Source organism: Rhodanobacter sp. FW021-MT20 (assembly GCF_041107475.1).
Taxonomy (GTDB): Bacteria; Pseudomonadota; Gammaproteobacteria; order Xanthomonadales; family Rhodanobacteraceae; genus Rhodanobacter_A; species Rhodanobacter_A glycinis.
Window position 1 is genome coordinate 358,841 of the sequence record NZ_JBGBPX010000003.1, and the last position, 15,447, is coordinate 374,287.

13 protein-coding genes are annotated in these 15,447 nt (G+C 64.2%); 7 read left to right on the plus strand and 6 right to left on the minus strand.

The genetic code is table 11. The annotated features are described in order from the left end of the window. Positions 1-3: 3 nt before the first annotated feature. Entirely contained in the window at positions 4-282 is a 279-nt protein-coding gene (hfq, locus tag AB7849_RS06590) for an RNA chaperone Hfq (RefSeq protein ID WP_008214995.1), read from the minus strand. 164 nt (positions 283-446) lie between these two features. Continuing rightward, entirely contained in the window at positions 447-1,394 is a 948-nt protein-coding gene (gene miaA, locus AB7849_RS06595) for a tRNA (adenosine(37)-N6)-dimethylallyltransferase MiaA (RefSeq protein WP_008214994.1), read from the minus strand. A gap of 448 nt (positions 1,395-1,842) precedes the next feature. Here miaA and tdh point away from each other — a divergent pair, with 448 nt between their 5' ends. The 5 genes from tdh (at position 1,843) to kbl (ending at position 9,423) form a co-directional block, all read left to right on the plus strand. Then, positions 1,843-2,877: an L-threonine 3-dehydrogenase gene (gene tdh / locus AB7849_RS06600; RefSeq protein ID WP_175481569.1), complete on the plus strand. Its 1,035-nt coding sequence runs from the start codon at positions 1,843-1,845 to the stop codon at positions 2,875-2,877. A gap of 118 nt (positions 2,878-2,995) precedes the next feature. Beyond that, on the plus strand, positions 2,996-3,160 hold the full coding sequence (locus AB7849_RS06605; RefSeq protein WP_175481570.1) for a hypothetical protein: 165 nt from the start codon (positions 2,996-2,998) through the stop codon (positions 3,158-3,160). After that, positions 3,154-3,981 carry a tetratricopeptide repeat protein gene (locus tag AB7849_RS06610; protein WP_008214991.1) on the plus strand — a complete coding sequence of 276 codons (828 nt, stop codon included), beginning with the start codon at positions 3,154-3,156 and terminating at the stop codon, positions 3,979-3,981. The genes AB7849_RS06605 and AB7849_RS06610 overlap by 7 nt, the downstream gene beginning before the upstream one ends. A 315-nt stretch (positions 3,982-4,296) precedes the next feature. Then, positions 4,297-7,890 (plus strand): DUF748 domain-containing protein, encoded by a 3,594-nt coding sequence (locus AB7849_RS06615; protein ID WP_369500730.1) that lies wholly within the window; start codon positions 4,297-4,299, stop codon positions 7,888-7,890. A gap of 339 nt (positions 7,891-8,229) precedes the next feature. Then, positions 8,230-9,423, plus strand: coding sequence for a glycine C-acetyltransferase (gene kbl, locus AB7849_RS06620; protein WP_008211596.1), 1,194 nt, complete (start codon positions 8,230-8,232; stop codon positions 9,421-9,423). Between the two features lie 39 nt (positions 9,424-9,462). Here kbl and AB7849_RS06625 read toward each other — a convergent pair whose 3' ends face one another. From AB7849_RS06625 to AB7849_RS06635, 3 genes are all read right to left on the minus strand, one after another. Beyond that, positions 9,463-10,233 carry a pseudouridine synthase gene (locus AB7849_RS06625; RefSeq protein WP_037099862.1) on the minus strand — a complete coding sequence of 257 codons (771 nt, stop codon included), beginning with the start codon at positions 10,231-10,233 and terminating at the stop codon, positions 9,463-9,465. 341 nt (positions 10,234-10,574) lie between these two features. Next, the gene (locus AB7849_RS06630) at positions 10,575-11,693 is read right to left on the minus strand and encodes an OmpA family protein (RefSeq protein WP_369500731.1); all 1,119 of its coding nucleotides are present in this window, start codon (positions 11,691-11,693) and stop codon (positions 10,575-10,577) included. A gap of 198 nt (positions 11,694-11,891) precedes the next feature. Then, complete coding sequence (locus AB7849_RS06635) at positions 11,892-13,343, minus strand: bifunctional 2-methylcitrate dehydratase/aconitate hydratase (protein WP_369500732.1); 1,452 nt, start codon at positions 13,341-13,343, stop codon at positions 11,892-11,894. Positions 13,344-13,636: 293 nt separating this feature from the next. On the opposite strand from AB7849_RS06635, the gene AB7849_RS06640 reads away from it, so the two are divergent. Both AB7849_RS06640 and AB7849_RS06645 read left to right on the plus strand, forming a co-directional pair. Further along, the gene (locus tag AB7849_RS06640; protein WP_008213451.1) at positions 13,637-14,305 is read left to right on the plus strand and encodes a TerC family protein; all 669 of its coding nucleotides are present in this window, start codon (positions 13,637-13,639) and stop codon (positions 14,303-14,305) included. A gap of 226 nt (positions 14,306-14,531) precedes the next feature. Further along, positions 14,532-15,140 carry a glutathione S-transferase family protein gene (locus AB7849_RS06645; RefSeq protein ID WP_037100846.1) on the plus strand — a complete coding sequence of 203 codons (609 nt, stop codon included), beginning with the start codon at positions 14,532-14,534 and terminating at the stop codon, positions 15,138-15,140. A gap of 76 nt (positions 15,141-15,216) precedes the next feature. Here AB7849_RS06645 and AB7849_RS06650 read toward each other — a convergent pair. Continuing rightward, on the minus strand, positions 15,217-15,447 hold a 231-nt coding region (locus tag AB7849_RS06650), incomplete at its 5' end, for a citrate/2-methylcitrate synthase (protein WP_369500733.1).

Here is a 15,447-nt window from a genome sequence, read left to right on the forward strand (position 1 = left end):
CGCTCAGTCGTCCGCCCCGCTGCTTTCGGGTGAACCTTCGCCACCGCTTTCATGGCCATCGTGGCCATTGCCGACACGCACGTTGCGGCTTGGCACCACGGTGGAGATGGCGTGCTTGTAGACCATCTGGCTCACCTGGTTGCGCAACAGCACGACGAACTGGTCGAACGACTCGACGGTCCCCTGCAACTTGATGCCATTGACCAGGTAAATGGCCACCGGTACGCGTTCGCGGCGCAGCGCGTTGAGAAACGGATCTTGCAATGACTGCCCTTTGGACATTTCTTGTTCTCCCCTGCGGCGGACGGGCCGGAAAAAAGACGCAGCACGTCCCGGCCCAACTCTTTCTTCAGCTCTTTGGAGGAATGTTAACCGTTTTTAAATCGCGTATGTAAGAAAGCCATTATGCGCTGGCGCACAGATCCGTCGAACACCCGACAGGCCCGTCAGATCTCGCCGAAAAACAGCCGTAGCGCGTCGCTGGCGTACCGTTCCGGATCACCGGCGTCCGGGTCCAGCACGCGGGCATCCAGTTCGCTGCGCAACCAGGTGATCTGCCGTTTCGCCAGTTGCCGGGTGGCGAAGATGCCGCGGTCACGCATCTGGGCACGATCGCAACGCCCCTCCAGATACTCCCAGGCCTGGCGGTAGCCGACCGCACGAATGGCCGGCAGGTCGGGATGCAGGTCACCGCGGTGACGCAGCGCAGCCACTTCGTCGAGCAAGCCGTCCGCCAGCATGGTGTCGAAACGGGCCTCGATACGCGCGTGCAAGCTGGTGCGATCGGCCGGCAGCAGGGCCAGTTTGAGTACCCGCCAGGGAAACGGCTCGCCGCTGCCGCCCGACTGCTGTTCGCTCAACGGCACGCCGGTGAGCTCGATCACCTCCAGCGCCCGCTGCAGGCGTTGCTGGTCGCCGGGGCGAATGCGTTGCGCCGCAGGGGGGTCCAGTTCTGCCAGCAGACGGTGCATCGCATCCCACCCGATTTCCGCCGCTTGCGCCGCCAGCCGCCCACGCAACCCGGCGTCGGCCGGCGGCAGATTCGACAAGCCCCGCTGCAAGGCACGGAAATACAGCCCGGTGCCGCCTACCAGCAACGGGACCCTGCCCGCCTCGCCGATACGCTGCATGGCGCCCAATGCGTCGTCACGGAAATCGGCCGCCGAATACGGCTGGCCCGGGTCGCGGATATCCACCAGTGCATGCGGATGGCGCGCCAGCGTGGCCGCGTCCGGCTTGGCCGTACCGATGTCCATTCCCCGGTAGACCAGCGCCGAATCGACACTGACCAGATCCAGCGGGAAGTGCTCGCGCAAGGCGCAAGCCAGTGCGGTCTTGCCCGACGCAGTGGGACCCATCAGGAAAACGGCAAGCGGACGCAGATCGACAGACATCGATGCATTGTAGCGGCGGGAACTGCCGTTCCACGTCAGTCGCACCGTGTGTCGGAAATGTGACAGACGCTGCCCGCGACCCGATGCGGGGCATTCGACCCTGCCCAGTTCACGCATCTGCCGACAAAGTCGCCCCATAACTGGAGTGAGATCACATTTTGGTGACAAGAGCGCGGACCAGGCCGCCACTCGGCCCAAGTGTTGCTTCATTCTCCGTGATACCGCGGTAGCGGTAGCAAGGGGGATCCACCATGATGAGCACGCCAATCTGGAACAAGAACAACCACGGCTTCTGGTTCGCTGTCTGCATCGGAATCAGCGTCGTGTTCGCATTGAGCTACCACCTTCCGCAAAGCCTGATCCACTGACGGCACCACCAGCCTGCCCACGCGGCGTTCTATAATCGGCGTTTCCCCGCCCGCCACGCGGGCCAGCCGATGGAATTCCCATGTCGCAGATGATGAAAGCCCTGGTCAAGCGCAAGCCCGAGCAGGGCATCTGGATGGAAGAGGTGCCGATGCCTCAGGTCGGCCCGAACGAGGTGCTGATCAAGATCGAGAAGACCGCCATTTGCGGTACCGATCTGCACATCTACAAGTGGGACGAGTGGAGCCAGCGCGTCATCAAGCCAGGCCTCACCATCGGCCATGAATTCGTCGGTCGCATCGTCGAGATCGGCCCCGGCGTAACCGGCTACGCCATCGGCGACCGCGTTTCGGCCGAAGGCCACATCGTTTGCGGACATTGCCGCAACTGCCGTGCCGGTCGTCAGCACCTGTGCCCGAACACCGTCGGCATCGGCGTGAACCGCAACGGCGCGTTCGCCGAGTACATGACCATGCCGGCCTCGAACCTGTGGCCGATCCCGGACCAGATCCCGTCCGAGCTGGCGGCCTTCTTTGACCCCTACGGCAACGCCGCGCATTGTGCGCTGGAGTTCAACCTGATCGGGGAGGACGTGCTGATTACCGGCGCCGGCCCGATCGGCATCATTGCCGCCGGCATCGCCAAGCACGTCGGCGCCCGCAACGTGGTGGTCACCGACGTCAACGACTACCGCCTGAAGCTGGCCGCCGAGATGGGTGCCACGCGGGTGGTCAACGTGGCCAACGCCTCGCTCAAGGACGTCATGAAGGACCTGCACATGGAAGGCTTCGACGTCGGCCTGGAAATGAGCGGCAACCCGCGTGCCTTCAACGACATGCTCGACTGCATGTACCACGGCGGCAAGGTGGCCATGCTCGGCATCCAGCCCAAGGGCGCCGGCATCGACTGGGACCGGGTGATCTTCAAGGGCCTCACCCTGCAAGGCATCTACGGCCGCAAGATGTACGAGACCTGGTACAAGATGACCCAGATGGTGCTGACCGGCTTCCCGCTGCAGAAGGCACTGACCCACCAGATCCACATCGACGACTTCCAGAAGGGTTTCGACCTGATGGACGCCGGCCAGTGCGGCAAGGTGGTGTGTTCCTGGTATTGATGTAGCGACTCGACCGTGCCGGGGCTACTTCACGCTTTGGGCTCGTTATAGTCGCAGCTCTGACGTACAGGGGGTGGGGCGGCGGCGGAATTGTTCGCGCCTGAAAGCGCACAAGCTGGTGCAATGGACACTGGGCTATGTCGCCGTGTCCTTCGCCCTGCTTCCGATACTCGATATCGTGGCGGAGCGCTTCGGCTGGTCGCAGACGGCGGTGCGTTGTCTGATCATTGCGATGACCTCTGGACTCTTCGTGACGCTGGTGATCGCGTGGTACCCATGGTGAGCGTGGCGAGCAAGCTGCCCAAGGTACGCGCGGAGGCGAACAAGGCGCTGGTGCCGGACCCGCGCAACGTGGAGGCACTGGTGTATCTCGGCAATGCGGATACGACGGAAGGCAAGAAGGCCGAGGCCGAAACGTATTTCCAGCGCGCGCTGGCGCTCGATCCCAGCAATGCCAACGCACATCTGGATTACGGCAATGTGCTGCCAATGAAACAAACGCTGGCGCAGGAACAGGAAGCGGTGCAGCTCGATCCCGACAGCGCCCCCGCGCAGAACAACCTCGCGGTGGCTGAACTGGACATGGGCGAGTACGCGCAGGCGCTCATCCCTGCGCGGGCGCTGATTCGGCTCGACCCAACCAGCGCGGACAGCGCGATGGGCTTGGCGCTGATTTATTCGCTGCTGCACCGCAACGCCGAGGCGGTGAAAGCCTTCGACCTCGTCCAGCCCAAGACGGAACTCGCCAAGGCGCTGGTCGCCGCGGGCCAGTTGACCTATCAATCGCTGCTCGAACCCAAGCTGCGCGCGCAGGCGCTGGCCGCGGTGGATTCGCTGCGCCGGCGCACCGATCTCGATCCCGGCTCCTTGGGCGACGTGATGCAGCTCGAACTGGCGCTGAGCCAGAATGCCAGCGTGCTGGAACAGTTGCCGAAGAACTGCGCCAGCGCGCCGATCGGCTGCAACGATCTCAGCATCAATCCCGTATATGTGCCGCTACACGGCCAACCACGCTTCCAGACGCTGGTGAAGCAGTACGACACCGTCTCCAAACCCGCCGCCGATTCTGCCGCACCTGCCGCAATGCCCACACCATCACCGTGACGCGTGGCTCCCCTTTGGCACGGAAAAGCATCACCGCTCTCCTTCAACAGTGGTGCATCGGAGTCGGGCCAACTGCCGCAAAGTCATGCTTGCGCAAGCAGGCATGACCTCGTCGTCGAGTTCAGGGCACTACCTTCAACGGGATGGACTTGACTCTCCGCGATACCTGCATGGCAACAAGACGGCCTACCGCGTCCCGGCGCCGCGACACCTGACCGCGGTATCTGCGTAAACTTCCCCTGTCCGGCATGGTTGCCGGACAAGGGGAGGCACCGGCAATGCGTGCCGGTTCACGACGCTCACGGATACCGCCGCATGAACGACCCGCACCCATCGGAAGGCTCCCGCCTGGCAGCGGCGCGCGCCAGGGCGCGGCAACTGTATCGTTCGCACCGCCTGCGCCGAGCCATACTGATCGTCGCCCTCGTGCTGGTCGTGTTCGGCCTGCTTGGCTTCTTCGCCGCACCGCCGATCATCAAGAGCCAGTTGCAGACGCGGCTCACCGCCCTGCTCGACCGCCCGGTCAGCGTGGCCGCCGTGCACCTCAACCCGTTCACCTTGCGGCTGGAACTGGACAAGCTGCACGTCGCCGACCGCGACGGCCACTCGCCGTTTGTCGATGTCGATCAGCTGGTGGTCAACGCGTCATGGACCTCGCTGTTCCGCATGGCGCCGGTGCTGGACGAGCTCTCGCTGCAACATCCGCAACTGCATCTCGCGCGCACCGCGCCGCAGCAGTTCAATTTCTCCGACCTGATCAGGAAATTCGCCGGCTCGCCCGCGAAACCCGACAGCAAACCGGCGCGCTTCGCGCTGTCCAACATCAGCGTGCACGACGGCGACATCGTGTTCGACGATGCGGTGACGCATGCCAGCCACCAGATCGATCATCTCGAACTGGGCATCCCGTTCATCACCAACCTGCCGCACGACACCAATGTGTTCGTGAAGCCCTTGCTGGCGATGACCGTGGACGGCAGTCCGTTGCGCATCGACGGCCAGACCAAGCCGTTCGCGGACAGCCGCGAGTCGGTGATCAGCTTCACGCTGGATCATCTCGACCTGCCCCGCTATCTCGGCTACGTGCCGGCGTCGCTGTCAGTGGTGATCCCGAGCGGGCAGCTGTCCGGCCAGTTGGAACTGCATTTCGTGCAGGCCAAGTCCGGGCCGCAAGTGCGACTGGGCGGACAGCTGACACTGGACGACTTTGCGCTGACCAACCATGACGGTTCGCCGATCCTCGCGCTCGGCCACGCCAGCGCGGTGCTGGACGACGTGGAGCCGCTGCTGTCGCGTTATCACCTCGGTGCGGTGCAGCTGAGCCAGCTGGTGCTGCATTACACGCGCAAGCCCGGCGGTCGCAGCAACTTCGATGCGCTGACCGGCGCCGGCAGCACGGCGGGCAAGTCGACCACAACCGAGCCAGCAACCGCCACCGACCTGAGCATCGCCGCACTTGCGCTGCAGAATGACCGCTTCGATTACACCGACGCCACTGGTCGCAAGCCGGCCACGCTGTCGCTGCAATCCATCAACGGCACACTGCACAACCTGTCCCTGCTGGCTGCGCCGCCAGCCGTGATCAACCTCGCCGCCCGGCTCAACGGTGGCAGCATCGGCCTCGATGGCAAGCTGGACCTGGCGAGCAGCCGATATGCCGGCAAGATTGATCTCAAGGGCGTGGCGCTGGCACCGCTGCTGTCGCTGGCACCACCGCTGTTGAACGCCGAACTGACCAAGGGCACGCTGGACGCCGACGGCCAGTTGCAGGCGGACTGGCGCAAAGCATTCAACCTCGTGTTGCAACCCGCCATCGTGACGATCAACGACCTCGCGCTCAGCCGGCATGGCCGCACGCTGCTGGCATGGAAGTCGTTGCAAGCCGGCATCCGGCACCTGGACCTGGCCAGCAGCACGGCGCAGCTCGACCGCGTCACCGTGCATGGCCTGCAGGTGGAGGCACGACGGTTGCATAACGGCGGCATCGACCTCAGTCATCTGGTCAGGTCGACGCCAGCATCGACTTCGCACAAGTCGGCACCCGCACCGTCCTGGCACTGGAGCATCGCGCACATCGGCGTGGACACCAGCGCGCTGACGCTTACCGATCCGCGCATCAAGGGCCGACGCGGACGTGTCGCGGTCAAGCTCGACAAGCTCAGCGTCGACCATGTCTCGGACAACCTGCACAAGGCGCTTCAGCTCAACCTCGCCGGCGGGATAGGTCGCGGCAGCTTCCGCGTCGACGGTCGCGTGCGGCCGCAACCGCTGGATGCCGAGTTGCGTGTGCATACCACCCGCCTCGACGTGGCCTCACTGCAATCACTCGTTACCGTACCGCTCAACGTGAATCTCACCAGCGCGCTGCTGAGCGCCGATGGCCGGCTGCGCTACCGCGAGCACCAGCCGCAGGCGCTGATCGACTGGCACGGTCGCGTCACCCTGGGCCGCGTGCGGGTGCAGGACAAGCTCAGCGGCGACGATTTCCTGCGTTGGCATTCGCTCAACGCCAGCGGCCTCAACGTGCGCCTGGGCGAGGACATTCCGCACGTAACGGTGGCCGGGCTGGCGCTCAGCGGCTTCTACGCCCGCGTCATCGTCAATACGAACGGACGGCTGAACCTGCAGGACGTGGTGGCCAACCCGGCATCGGCACCGGTTTCGGTCACCCAGGTGCAGAAGGCACCCGCGGCACCCGCTGCGAAGCCACAAGCCGCGCCGGCAACCGCGGCCACGACGGCGGCGCCGGCCGCCGATATCCGGATCGGCCAGATCACCCTCGCGCGCGGCCACCTCAACTACACCGACAATTTCATCAAGCCGAATTACACCGCCAACATCACCCAGCTCGACGGCAAGATCGGCGCCTTCGGCACGGCGGGCGGCCCACCGGCCGATCTGAACCTGCAAGGCCAGCTCGACGACAACGCGCCGGTAGACATCACCGGCACGATCAATCCGCTGGCACCGGTGGCCTTCCTCGACGTGAAGGGCAAGGCCGACGGCGTGGAACTCACCCATCTGTCGCCCTATTCCGGCAAGTACACCGGCTACCCGATTACCAAGGGGCGGCTCACGATGGACGTGCACTACCAGTTGGACAACGGCAAGCTCACCGCGGACAACCACCTCTTCATCGACCAGCTCACCTTCGGCGACCGCATCAATGGCCCCGGCATCAGCCATCTTCCGGTGAAACTGGCGGTGACACTGCTGAAAAACTCGCAGGGTCAGATCGACGTACACGTGCCGGTGTCCGGTTCGCTGGACGATCCGAAGTTCAGCGTGGGCAGCCTTGTCTGGCACGCCTTCGTCAACCTGATCGGCCGCGCCGTCACCTCGCCGTTCCGGTTGCTGTCCTCGGCCATGGGCGGCGGCCAGGACCTGGGCTACGTGGAGTTCGCGCCCGGTTCCGATGTACTCGATGCCGACGCACAATCGCGGCTGGCGCAGGTCGTGAAAATCCTGCAGAAGAAGCCATCGCTGAAGCTGGACATCATCGGCCGCGTCGATCCGAAATTCGACGAACACGGGCTGCGCAAGGTGATGGTGGATGAGCTGGTCCAGCAGGAAGCCGGTCGCGACGTCAATCTCGCGAAGCTCGCTCCGGACACCTACGACAAGTACCTGAAGAAGGCCTACAAGCATGCAAAATTCCCCAAGCCGCGCGACCTGATCGGCCTCACCAAGTCGCAGCCTCCCGAGGTCATGCACAAGCTGCTGGAAACCAACATGCCGGTGAACGCCGATGCATTGCGCCACCTGGCCGAACGGCGCGCCGATGCGGTGCGATCGTGGCTGCACGGCAAGATCGCCGACGAGCGCGTGTTCGTGCTGGCGCCCAAGCTCGACGCCAGCGGCATCACCGACAAGGGCAAGACCACCCGCGTCGACTTCGGCCTGCACTGAAAGTCTTCGGCATCTCCGTTCAGGGAAGGTCTGATCAACGGGCTTTTTGCTCGTCATTCCTGCGAAGGCCGGGATCCAGTGACGGCCACGCTTGCTCAAGCCATACAGTCACAGGATCCCGGCCTTCGCAGGAATGACGAGCAAAATTAGACCTTCCTCACCGTGCGTTGTCACCCCGTTGTATAAGGATATGTACGTCGTGGTTTTTCCATGCGCAGCGTACAAAAAACTCCCGGTACGGGCACGCGGAGGCGCTGCACGGATTCGGAACGCCGGCCATGGTTTTCCGCAACGCTCGAAAGGCCCACAATAGGCATTTCCCCACTGCGGAACACCACCATGAGCTACCCCGGCCAGGCGCGCTACGCCAGCGAACTCGAATCCATCCGCGAGCAGGGCCTGTTCAAGGCCGAGCGCGTGATCGTCTCGCCGCAGTCGGCCGAGATCGAACTGGAAGGCGGCCGCAAGGTGCTGAACTTCTGCGCCAACAACTACCTGGGACTGGCCGACCACCCCGACGTTATCCAGGCCGCCAAGGAAGCGCTGGACACCCACGGCTTCGGCATGGCCAGCGTGCGCTTCATCTGCGGCACGCAAGACCTGCACAAGCAGCTTGAAGCGAAGATCGCGCATTTCTTCGGCACCGACGACACCATCCTCTACGCCGCCTGCTTCGACGCCAACGGCGGCCTGTTCGAGCCGCTGCTGGGCGAAGAGGATGCGGTGATTTCCGACGCGCTGAACCACGCCTCGATCATCGACGGCATTCGCCTGTGCAAGGCCAAGCGCTTCCGTTACGCCAACAGCGACATGGCGGATCTGGAGAAGCAATTGCAGGCCGCCGATGCCGCCGGCGCCCGCACCAAGCTGATCAGCACCGACGGCGCGTTCTCGATGGACGGCTTCATCGCCAAGCTGGACCAGATCACCGCGCTGGCGGCGAAGTACAACGCGCTGGTGCACATCGACGAATGCCACTGCACCGGCTTCCTCGGCGACACCGGCCGCGGCTCGGCCGAGGTCAACGGCGTGATGGACAAGATCGACATCTTCACCGGCACGCTGGGCAAGGCGCTCGGCGGCGCGCTCGGCGGTTTCACCACCGGCCGCACCGAGATCGTCGAAATGCTGCGCCAGCGCTCGCGCCCATACCTGTTCTCCAACTCGCTGCCGCCGCACGTGGTGGCGGCGGCGATCAAGGTCTTCGACATGCTGGAAACCGCCGGCGACCTGCGCACGAAGGTGCAGGAGAACACCCGCTATTTCCGCGAGCAGATGGCCAAGGCCGGCTTCGACATCAAGCCCGGCGTGCACCCGATCGTGCCGGTGATGATCTACGACGCGAAGAAAGCCCAGGCGATGGCTACTGCCCTGCTCGATGAAGGCATCTACGTCACCGGCTTCTTCTACCCCGTGGTCCCGCAGGGACAGGCGCGCATCCGCACCCAGATGAGTGCCGCGCATACGCGTGAACATCTCGACCACGCGATCGCCGCCTTCACCAAGGTGGGCAAACAGCTCGGCGTGATCTGATCGCCCGGCCAGACTACCGGTGATGCCGCTTGCGCGACGTCACCGGGTGGCCAGGGCCTGCACTTCCGCATCATCAAGGTGGCGCCACTGCCCTTTCGGCAAGTCGCCCAGCGCCAGCGACCCGACGCTCACCCGGATCAATCGCAACACCCCGACCTCGTGCGCCGCCAGCAGGCGCCGGATATGCCGGTTGCGCCCTTCGTCCAGCACGACGGCCAGCCAGGCATGCTTGTCGCCATGCCGCAGCAGGCTGACCTGCTTCGCCGCCAGCCGCTCGCCCTGCTCCATCACGCCGGCTTCCAGTCGTTGCAGCAAAGCCGCGTCAGGCACGCAGTCAATCTGTACGTGATAGGTCTTGTCGATGTGGTGACGCGGCTCGGTAAGACCCGCCGCCCAGACGCTGTCGTTGCTGAGCAACAGCAGGCCCTCGCTGGCCCGATCCAGCCGCCCTACCGGGCCCAGCCACGGCAAGTCGGCTTCTTTCAGAAGATCGTAAACCGTGGCGCGGCCCCGCTCGTCACTGGCACTGGTCACGATGCCCCGCGGCTTGTTCAGCGCAATGTAGACACGGGCCCGCGCGCCCACGACCACGCCGTCCAGGGCAATCCGCTGGCGTTCGGCATCCACCGGGCGCTCGGGATCCAGCACGATCCGGTCATCCACGCTCACCCGACCCTCGCGCACGGCTCGCTCCGCCTGGCTACGCGAACACACGCCAAGCTTGCTGAGCACCCGCGCAAGGCCATGGCGAGGAATCGCCAAGGGAGATTTTCCAGCCCCGGAGGGGCGACGGCGAACAGGTGGTGTCATGCGGACAAGCTTATAGGGTGTTCAAAATCTTTCCACGACGGGTGCACAACCACAGGAGCTTGCGGCATGCGACTGGAGCGGCTGCAGCCCCGGATACGCGGATGTGCTCGACGAGATTGACTCACAACCTGGTCAGCGCGAAACACGGTGACAACCATCTGCTCACGCCAACGATGGCCTGGTCAATCTGCTTTTTCCCGTCATTCCTGCGGCTCTCTACGGCCGAAGGGATGACGAGCAAAATCAGGACATCCCCAACGGTCGCCGGGGAAATTCGACGCGCAAAAAAGAAAAACCCGGCACAAGGCCGGGTTTTTCCGTACTGCTTACGGCTTGACCGATTACTGCTGAACCTGCAGCTCGGTGCGGCGGTTCTGGGCGCGGCCCGCGTCGGTGCTGTTGTCACCGATCGGATCGTTCTCGCCGTGACCCACCGGGCCTTCCAGACGGCTGGCGTCGATGCCGTGCGAGGTCAGATAGTTGTACACGATCTGCGCACGACGCTCCGACAGCTTCTGGTTGTAGGCATCGGTACCCTTCGAGTCGGTGTAGCCGGCCACCATCACCTTGACGTTCGGGTAACGGTTCAGCGTATCGACGGCCTGGTCCAGCGTGGCCAGCGAGGCAGAGGTCGGCTCGGCCAGCGACTTGCTGATGTCGGTCTCACCCTTCTTCGGGCGGTCGAACTTGAAGTTCACGCCGCGCAGGTCGATCACCACCTTCTGCGGGCAGCCATCCGGGCCAACGATCGTGCCAGCCGGGGTGTTCGGGCACTTGTCGTCGCAGTTGTTCACGCCATCATGGTCGCCATCCAGCGTGGAGCAATCAGGCGCGGCCGGCGGCGGCGGGGCCACCGGGGCCGGCGCAGCGGCAGGTTCGCCGAAGCGCGAAACGATGCTGAAGCCCAGGATCCAGTCGCCATAGCCGTTCTGGCTCGGCTGGCTCTTGTCGTCCCAGTCGTAGCGGTAGCCGGCTTCCACGCGGAAATCGCTGCTGTCGGTGATGGCCTTGGACAGGCCCGCGCCGATCTGCGCGGCCGGAGCCCAGCCCTTGTCCATCGCATTGTGGTGATTGCTGCCCATCACGGCGGCCATCAGGTACGGGCGCCATGCCGTCCACTCACCGAAATAGTAACGAGCGGCAACACCGTAATTGTTGTTCGACCACTTGCCGCCACCATCGCGACTACGGCTGGTGCGATCGATGAACAGATCGATCGAGGTGTTCGGCGAGATGAAACGACCCACGCCCAGACCATAATAGAACTGGCGGCTATGGGTGTTGCGGTCGGTGTCGTTGTAATAGCCACCCACCGTCGGTGCGATATACCAGCGCCCGTCGTAGCTCGGCGCCATGGTGCTGGCCGCACTGTCGGACGCAGCGGCCGTATCTTGCGCGTGAACGGCACCCACGCCGCCAAGAGCAAGAGCAATCAGAAAATACAGGCCCTTACGTTTCATCAGGTGTCTCCTCGTTTATTGGTTTTTGCGGCTATGCCACGTGCAACGGCAGAAATCTCGCAAAGCTATTCGACCCAAATTGGCGAATAACAATCTTCCTGTTAATGAGTCGCCTTGGGGGGCGTCCGCAGTTTATCAAAAAATAAACAAGCGCACGCACCCCAAAAACTTCCGTTCATACTTGGCTCACCCTGATCTTCAAACCGTGAAGAGTTCGAGAAAGCGGTGAATCGGCATGGCATCCAGCTTGGCTGGATCGGCGGTGGCCGCCAGGATGGCCTGGACCTGATGCGCCGGCAGGTGGCCGCGCATGGCCGCCTCGAACTTCTTCAGCAGCACCGGAATGCCCTCGGCGCGGCGCTTGCGGTGGCCGATCGGGTAATCGATCGAAACCTTTTCGCTGTGGCTGCCGTCCTTGTAGAACACCTGCACCGAATTGCCGATGTAGCGTTTGTCCGGGTCGAAATAGTCCTTGGTGAACTGCGGGTTCTCGACCACGGACATCTTGTCGCGCAGCGCGTCGATGCGCGGATCGGCGGCGATGTCGTCGTTGTAGTCGCTGGCCACCAGCCGGCCGAAGATCAGCGGCACCGCCACCATGTACTGGATGCAGTGGTCACGGTCGGCGTAATTGGCCAGCGGGCCGGTCTTGTCGATGATGCGGCAGCCGGCTTCCTGCGTCTCGATGACGATCTTCTCGATCTGGTCGAGCTTGCCGGCCACCTCGCCGTGCAGCTTCATCGCGCATTCGACGGCCGTCTGCGCGTGGAATTCGGCCGGGTAGCTGATCTTGAACAGCACGTTCTCCATCACGTAGCTGCCGAACGGGCGCTCGAACTCAAACGCGTTGCCCCTGAACGCCACGTCGTAGAAGCCCCAGGTCTTGGCGCTCAGTGCCGACGGGTAGCCCGCCACACCGCGATAGACCGCGTTGATCGCGTGGGTGACGGCGCGGCGGCAGGCGTCGCCGGCGGCCCAGCTCTTGCGCGGCCCGGTGTTCGGCGCGTGGCGGTAGGTGCGCAGCGCGCCGTTATCGATCCAGCTGTGCGACACGGCGGTGGTGATCTGCTCCTTGTCGCCGCCGAGCATGTGCGTGGCCACCGCGGTGGAGGCCAGCCGCACCAGGATCACGTGGTCCTGGCCGACACGGTTGAAGCTGTTCTTCAGCGCGTAGCAGCCCTGGATCTCGTGCGCCTTGATCGCGTAGCCGAGCACGTCGCGCACGGTCAGCGCTTCGCCGCCCTCGTGCGCGGCCTTGCGGCCCAGGTAATCGGCTACGGCCAGGATCGACCCCAGGTTGTCCGACGGGTGGCCCCATTCGGCGGCCAGCCAGGTGTCATTGAAATCCAGCCAGCGGATCTGCGTGCCGATCGCAAACGCGGCCTGCACCGGATCCAGCTCATGGCTGGTACCCGGGACGCGCGCACCGCCCGGCAGGTTGGCGCCCGGCACCAGCGGACCGAGGTGCTTCACGCACTCGGGAAACTTCATCGCCAGCATCGCCGTGCCCAGCGAATCCAGCAGCATGTAGCGCGCGGTGTCGTAGGCTTCCTTCGACTCGATCGTGTAGTCGGCCACGTAGTTGGCGATGTCCACCATCGGCCGGTCGGGATCGGGGCGAACGGCGGAACGGATGTCAGGTGCACTCATGGCATGAGTCTCGCTGCGAGGGGGAAACGCCCATTCTATCCGGGCGATCCCGCTTTCAGCAGTGCTCATGCTTGACCGCCCCGCCCTTGCCGCCGACAATCGACACACTTCATCCCAGAAGGGAGTAGTTCCGGAAGCGCGTTGCATGACGCTTCCGTGCGGCGATCGTCATCACGAGCGACACCTCGCTCCGGGCGCCGCGGCGACATCTGTCGCGAACGAGACTTTTGCGGTGCTGACGGATCGCGCGCGTCCGTCGTCACTGCATTGGCTCGTCGCGCATGGAACCGCCCATGTTTTCCACCGACTTTCTATCCGGCCTGCTCACCATCGTCCTGCTCGATCTGGTGCTGGCAGGCGACAACGCCATCGTCATCGCGCTGGCGGCGCGTAACCTGCCGAAATCACTGCAGACGAAGGCCGTGTTCTGGGGCACGTTCGGCGCCGTGGCAGTGCGTGTCGCACTCACCGCCGTGGTGGTCTACCTGCTGAAGCTTCCCGGCCTGATGCTGGCGGGCGGCATCGTGCTGCTGCCGATCGCGTGGAAGCTGCTGAAACATGACGACACCGCACCCGAAGTAACCGCGGCCAGCGGCTTCTGGGCGGCACTGCGCACCATCATCGTGGCCGACGCGCTGATGGGGCTGGACAACGTGCTGGCCATTGCCGGTGCCTCGAAAGGCCACCTCGGCCTGGTGGTGCTGGGACTGCTGATCAGCGTGCCGCTGGTGGTCTGGGGTTCCACCCTGATTCTGAAGCTGATCAACCGCTTTCCCGCCATCGTGTATATCGGCGCCGCCGCGATCGCGCTTACCTCGGCCCGCATGATCGCCCACGATCACCTGGTCGCCGGCTGGTTCGATGCACACACGTGGGTAGGGTATGTGCTGGATGCGGGGTTGATCGCCGTCATCTGTGGCGGTGGCTGGCTGGTCAATCGGCAAGCGCGACGCCGCGAATGAAGCGATGGGTGATTCCAGGCAAAGTCGATGCGCCGCGGCCACGGGGGACAAATCCACAACCATCCGGCGCACCAGGCTGCGTCGCGCATGGCCGGAAACGCCCCTCCGAGTGGAAGCTGCCGCCGCGGCGCTAGACTGACAGCATGCCGATCTGCCCGAACAAGGTCGCAACGGCGCCACGGGCCAAATGTCTTATCGCCTCTCGTCCCCCAAGGAGTCCCACATGCTGAAGCTCTACTACCTGCCCGGCGCCTGCTCGCTGACCGACCACATCGTGCTCGAATGGACCGGCCAACCCTATGAAGCACATCCGGTGGCACGCGATGAGTTGCGTTCGCCGGCCTTCCTTGCCATCAGCCCCAATGGCCAGGTGCCGGTGCTGGAAGAAGACGGTTGGACGCTGACCGAGAACGTGGCCATCCTCAACTACCTGGCCGACCGCTTTCCCGATGCAAAGCTCGGCGGCGACGGCACTGCGCGCGGTCGCGCCGAGGTGAACCGCTGGCTCGCTTTCGTGAACTCCGATATCCATCCGGCGTTCAAGCCGATCTTCGGGCCGAAAAGCTTCATTGGTGACGAAGCGCAACACGCCGACCTGCAACAGCACGCCCGCACAAAACTGCGCGCGCTGTTCGAGCGGGCCAACAACCAACTGGCCGGACGCGACTGGCTCACCGGCAGCCGCTCGATCGCCGATCCGTACCTGTTCGTGGTGCTGCGCTGGGCCAAGGCGAAGGGCGTGGACCTGCACGGCCTGGATCATCTTGCAGCCTTCAGCCAGCGCATGCATGAAGACGCCGGCGTACAGGCTGCCATGCGCGCGGAAGGCATCTGACGCCCGTCGTCCCTGGCATGAAACGCAAAAAGGGCGCCCGACGGCGCCCTCTTTGCGTACAGATTGCCGACCAGACTCAGCGCTTGTCGATTGGCACGTAGACCTGGTCTTCCGGACCGGTGTAGTTCGCGCTGGGGCGGATGATCTTGCCGTCCTGGCGCTGCTCGATCACGTGCGCGCTCCAGCCTGACGTACGCGCGATCACGAACAGCGGCGTGAACATGGCCGTCGGCACGCCCATCATGTGGTACGCGCTGGCCGAGAACCAGTCGAGGTTCGGGAACATCTTCTTGACCTCGCCCATCAC

What these genes read in the sequence shown, in the direction of transcription:
- hfq (WP_008214995.1), bottom strand. Translation starts at nt 282, where the DNA reads ATGTCCAAAGGGCAGTCATTGCAAGATCCGTTTCTCAACGCGCTGCGC.
- miaA (WP_008214994.1), bottom strand. Translation starts at nt 1,394, where the DNA reads ATGTCTGTCGATCTGCGTCCGCTTGCCGTTTTCCTGATGGGTCCCACT.
- tdh (WP_175481569.1), top strand. Translation starts at nt 1,843, where the DNA reads ATGTCGCAGATGATGAAAGCCCTGGTCAAGCGCAAGCCCGAGCAGGGC.
- AB7849_RS06610 (WP_008214991.1), top strand. Translation starts at nt 3,154, where the DNA reads ATGGTGAGCGTGGCGAGCAAGCTGCCCAAGGTACGCGCGGAGGCGAAC.
- AB7849_RS06615 (WP_369500730.1), top strand. Translation starts at nt 4,297, where the DNA reads ATGAACGACCCGCACCCATCGGAAGGCTCCCGCCTGGCAGCGGCGCGC.
- kbl (WP_008211596.1), top strand. Translation starts at nt 8,230, where the DNA reads ATGAGCTACCCCGGCCAGGCGCGCTACGCCAGCGAACTCGAATCCATC.
- AB7849_RS06625 (WP_037099862.1), bottom strand. Translation starts at nt 10,233, where the DNA reads ATGACACCACCTGTTCGCCGTCGCCCCTCCGGGGCTGGAAAATCTCCC.
- AB7849_RS06630 (WP_369500731.1), bottom strand. Translation starts at nt 11,693, where the DNA reads ATGAAACGTAAGGGCCTGTATTTTCTGATTGCTCTTGCTCTTGGCGGC.
- AB7849_RS06635 (WP_369500732.1), bottom strand. Translation starts at nt 13,343, where the DNA reads ATGAGTGCACCTGACATCCGTTCCGCCGTTCGCCCCGATCCCGACCGG.
- AB7849_RS06640 (WP_008213451.1), top strand. Translation starts at nt 13,637, where the DNA reads ATGTTTTCCACCGACTTTCTATCCGGCCTGCTCACCATCGTCCTGCTC.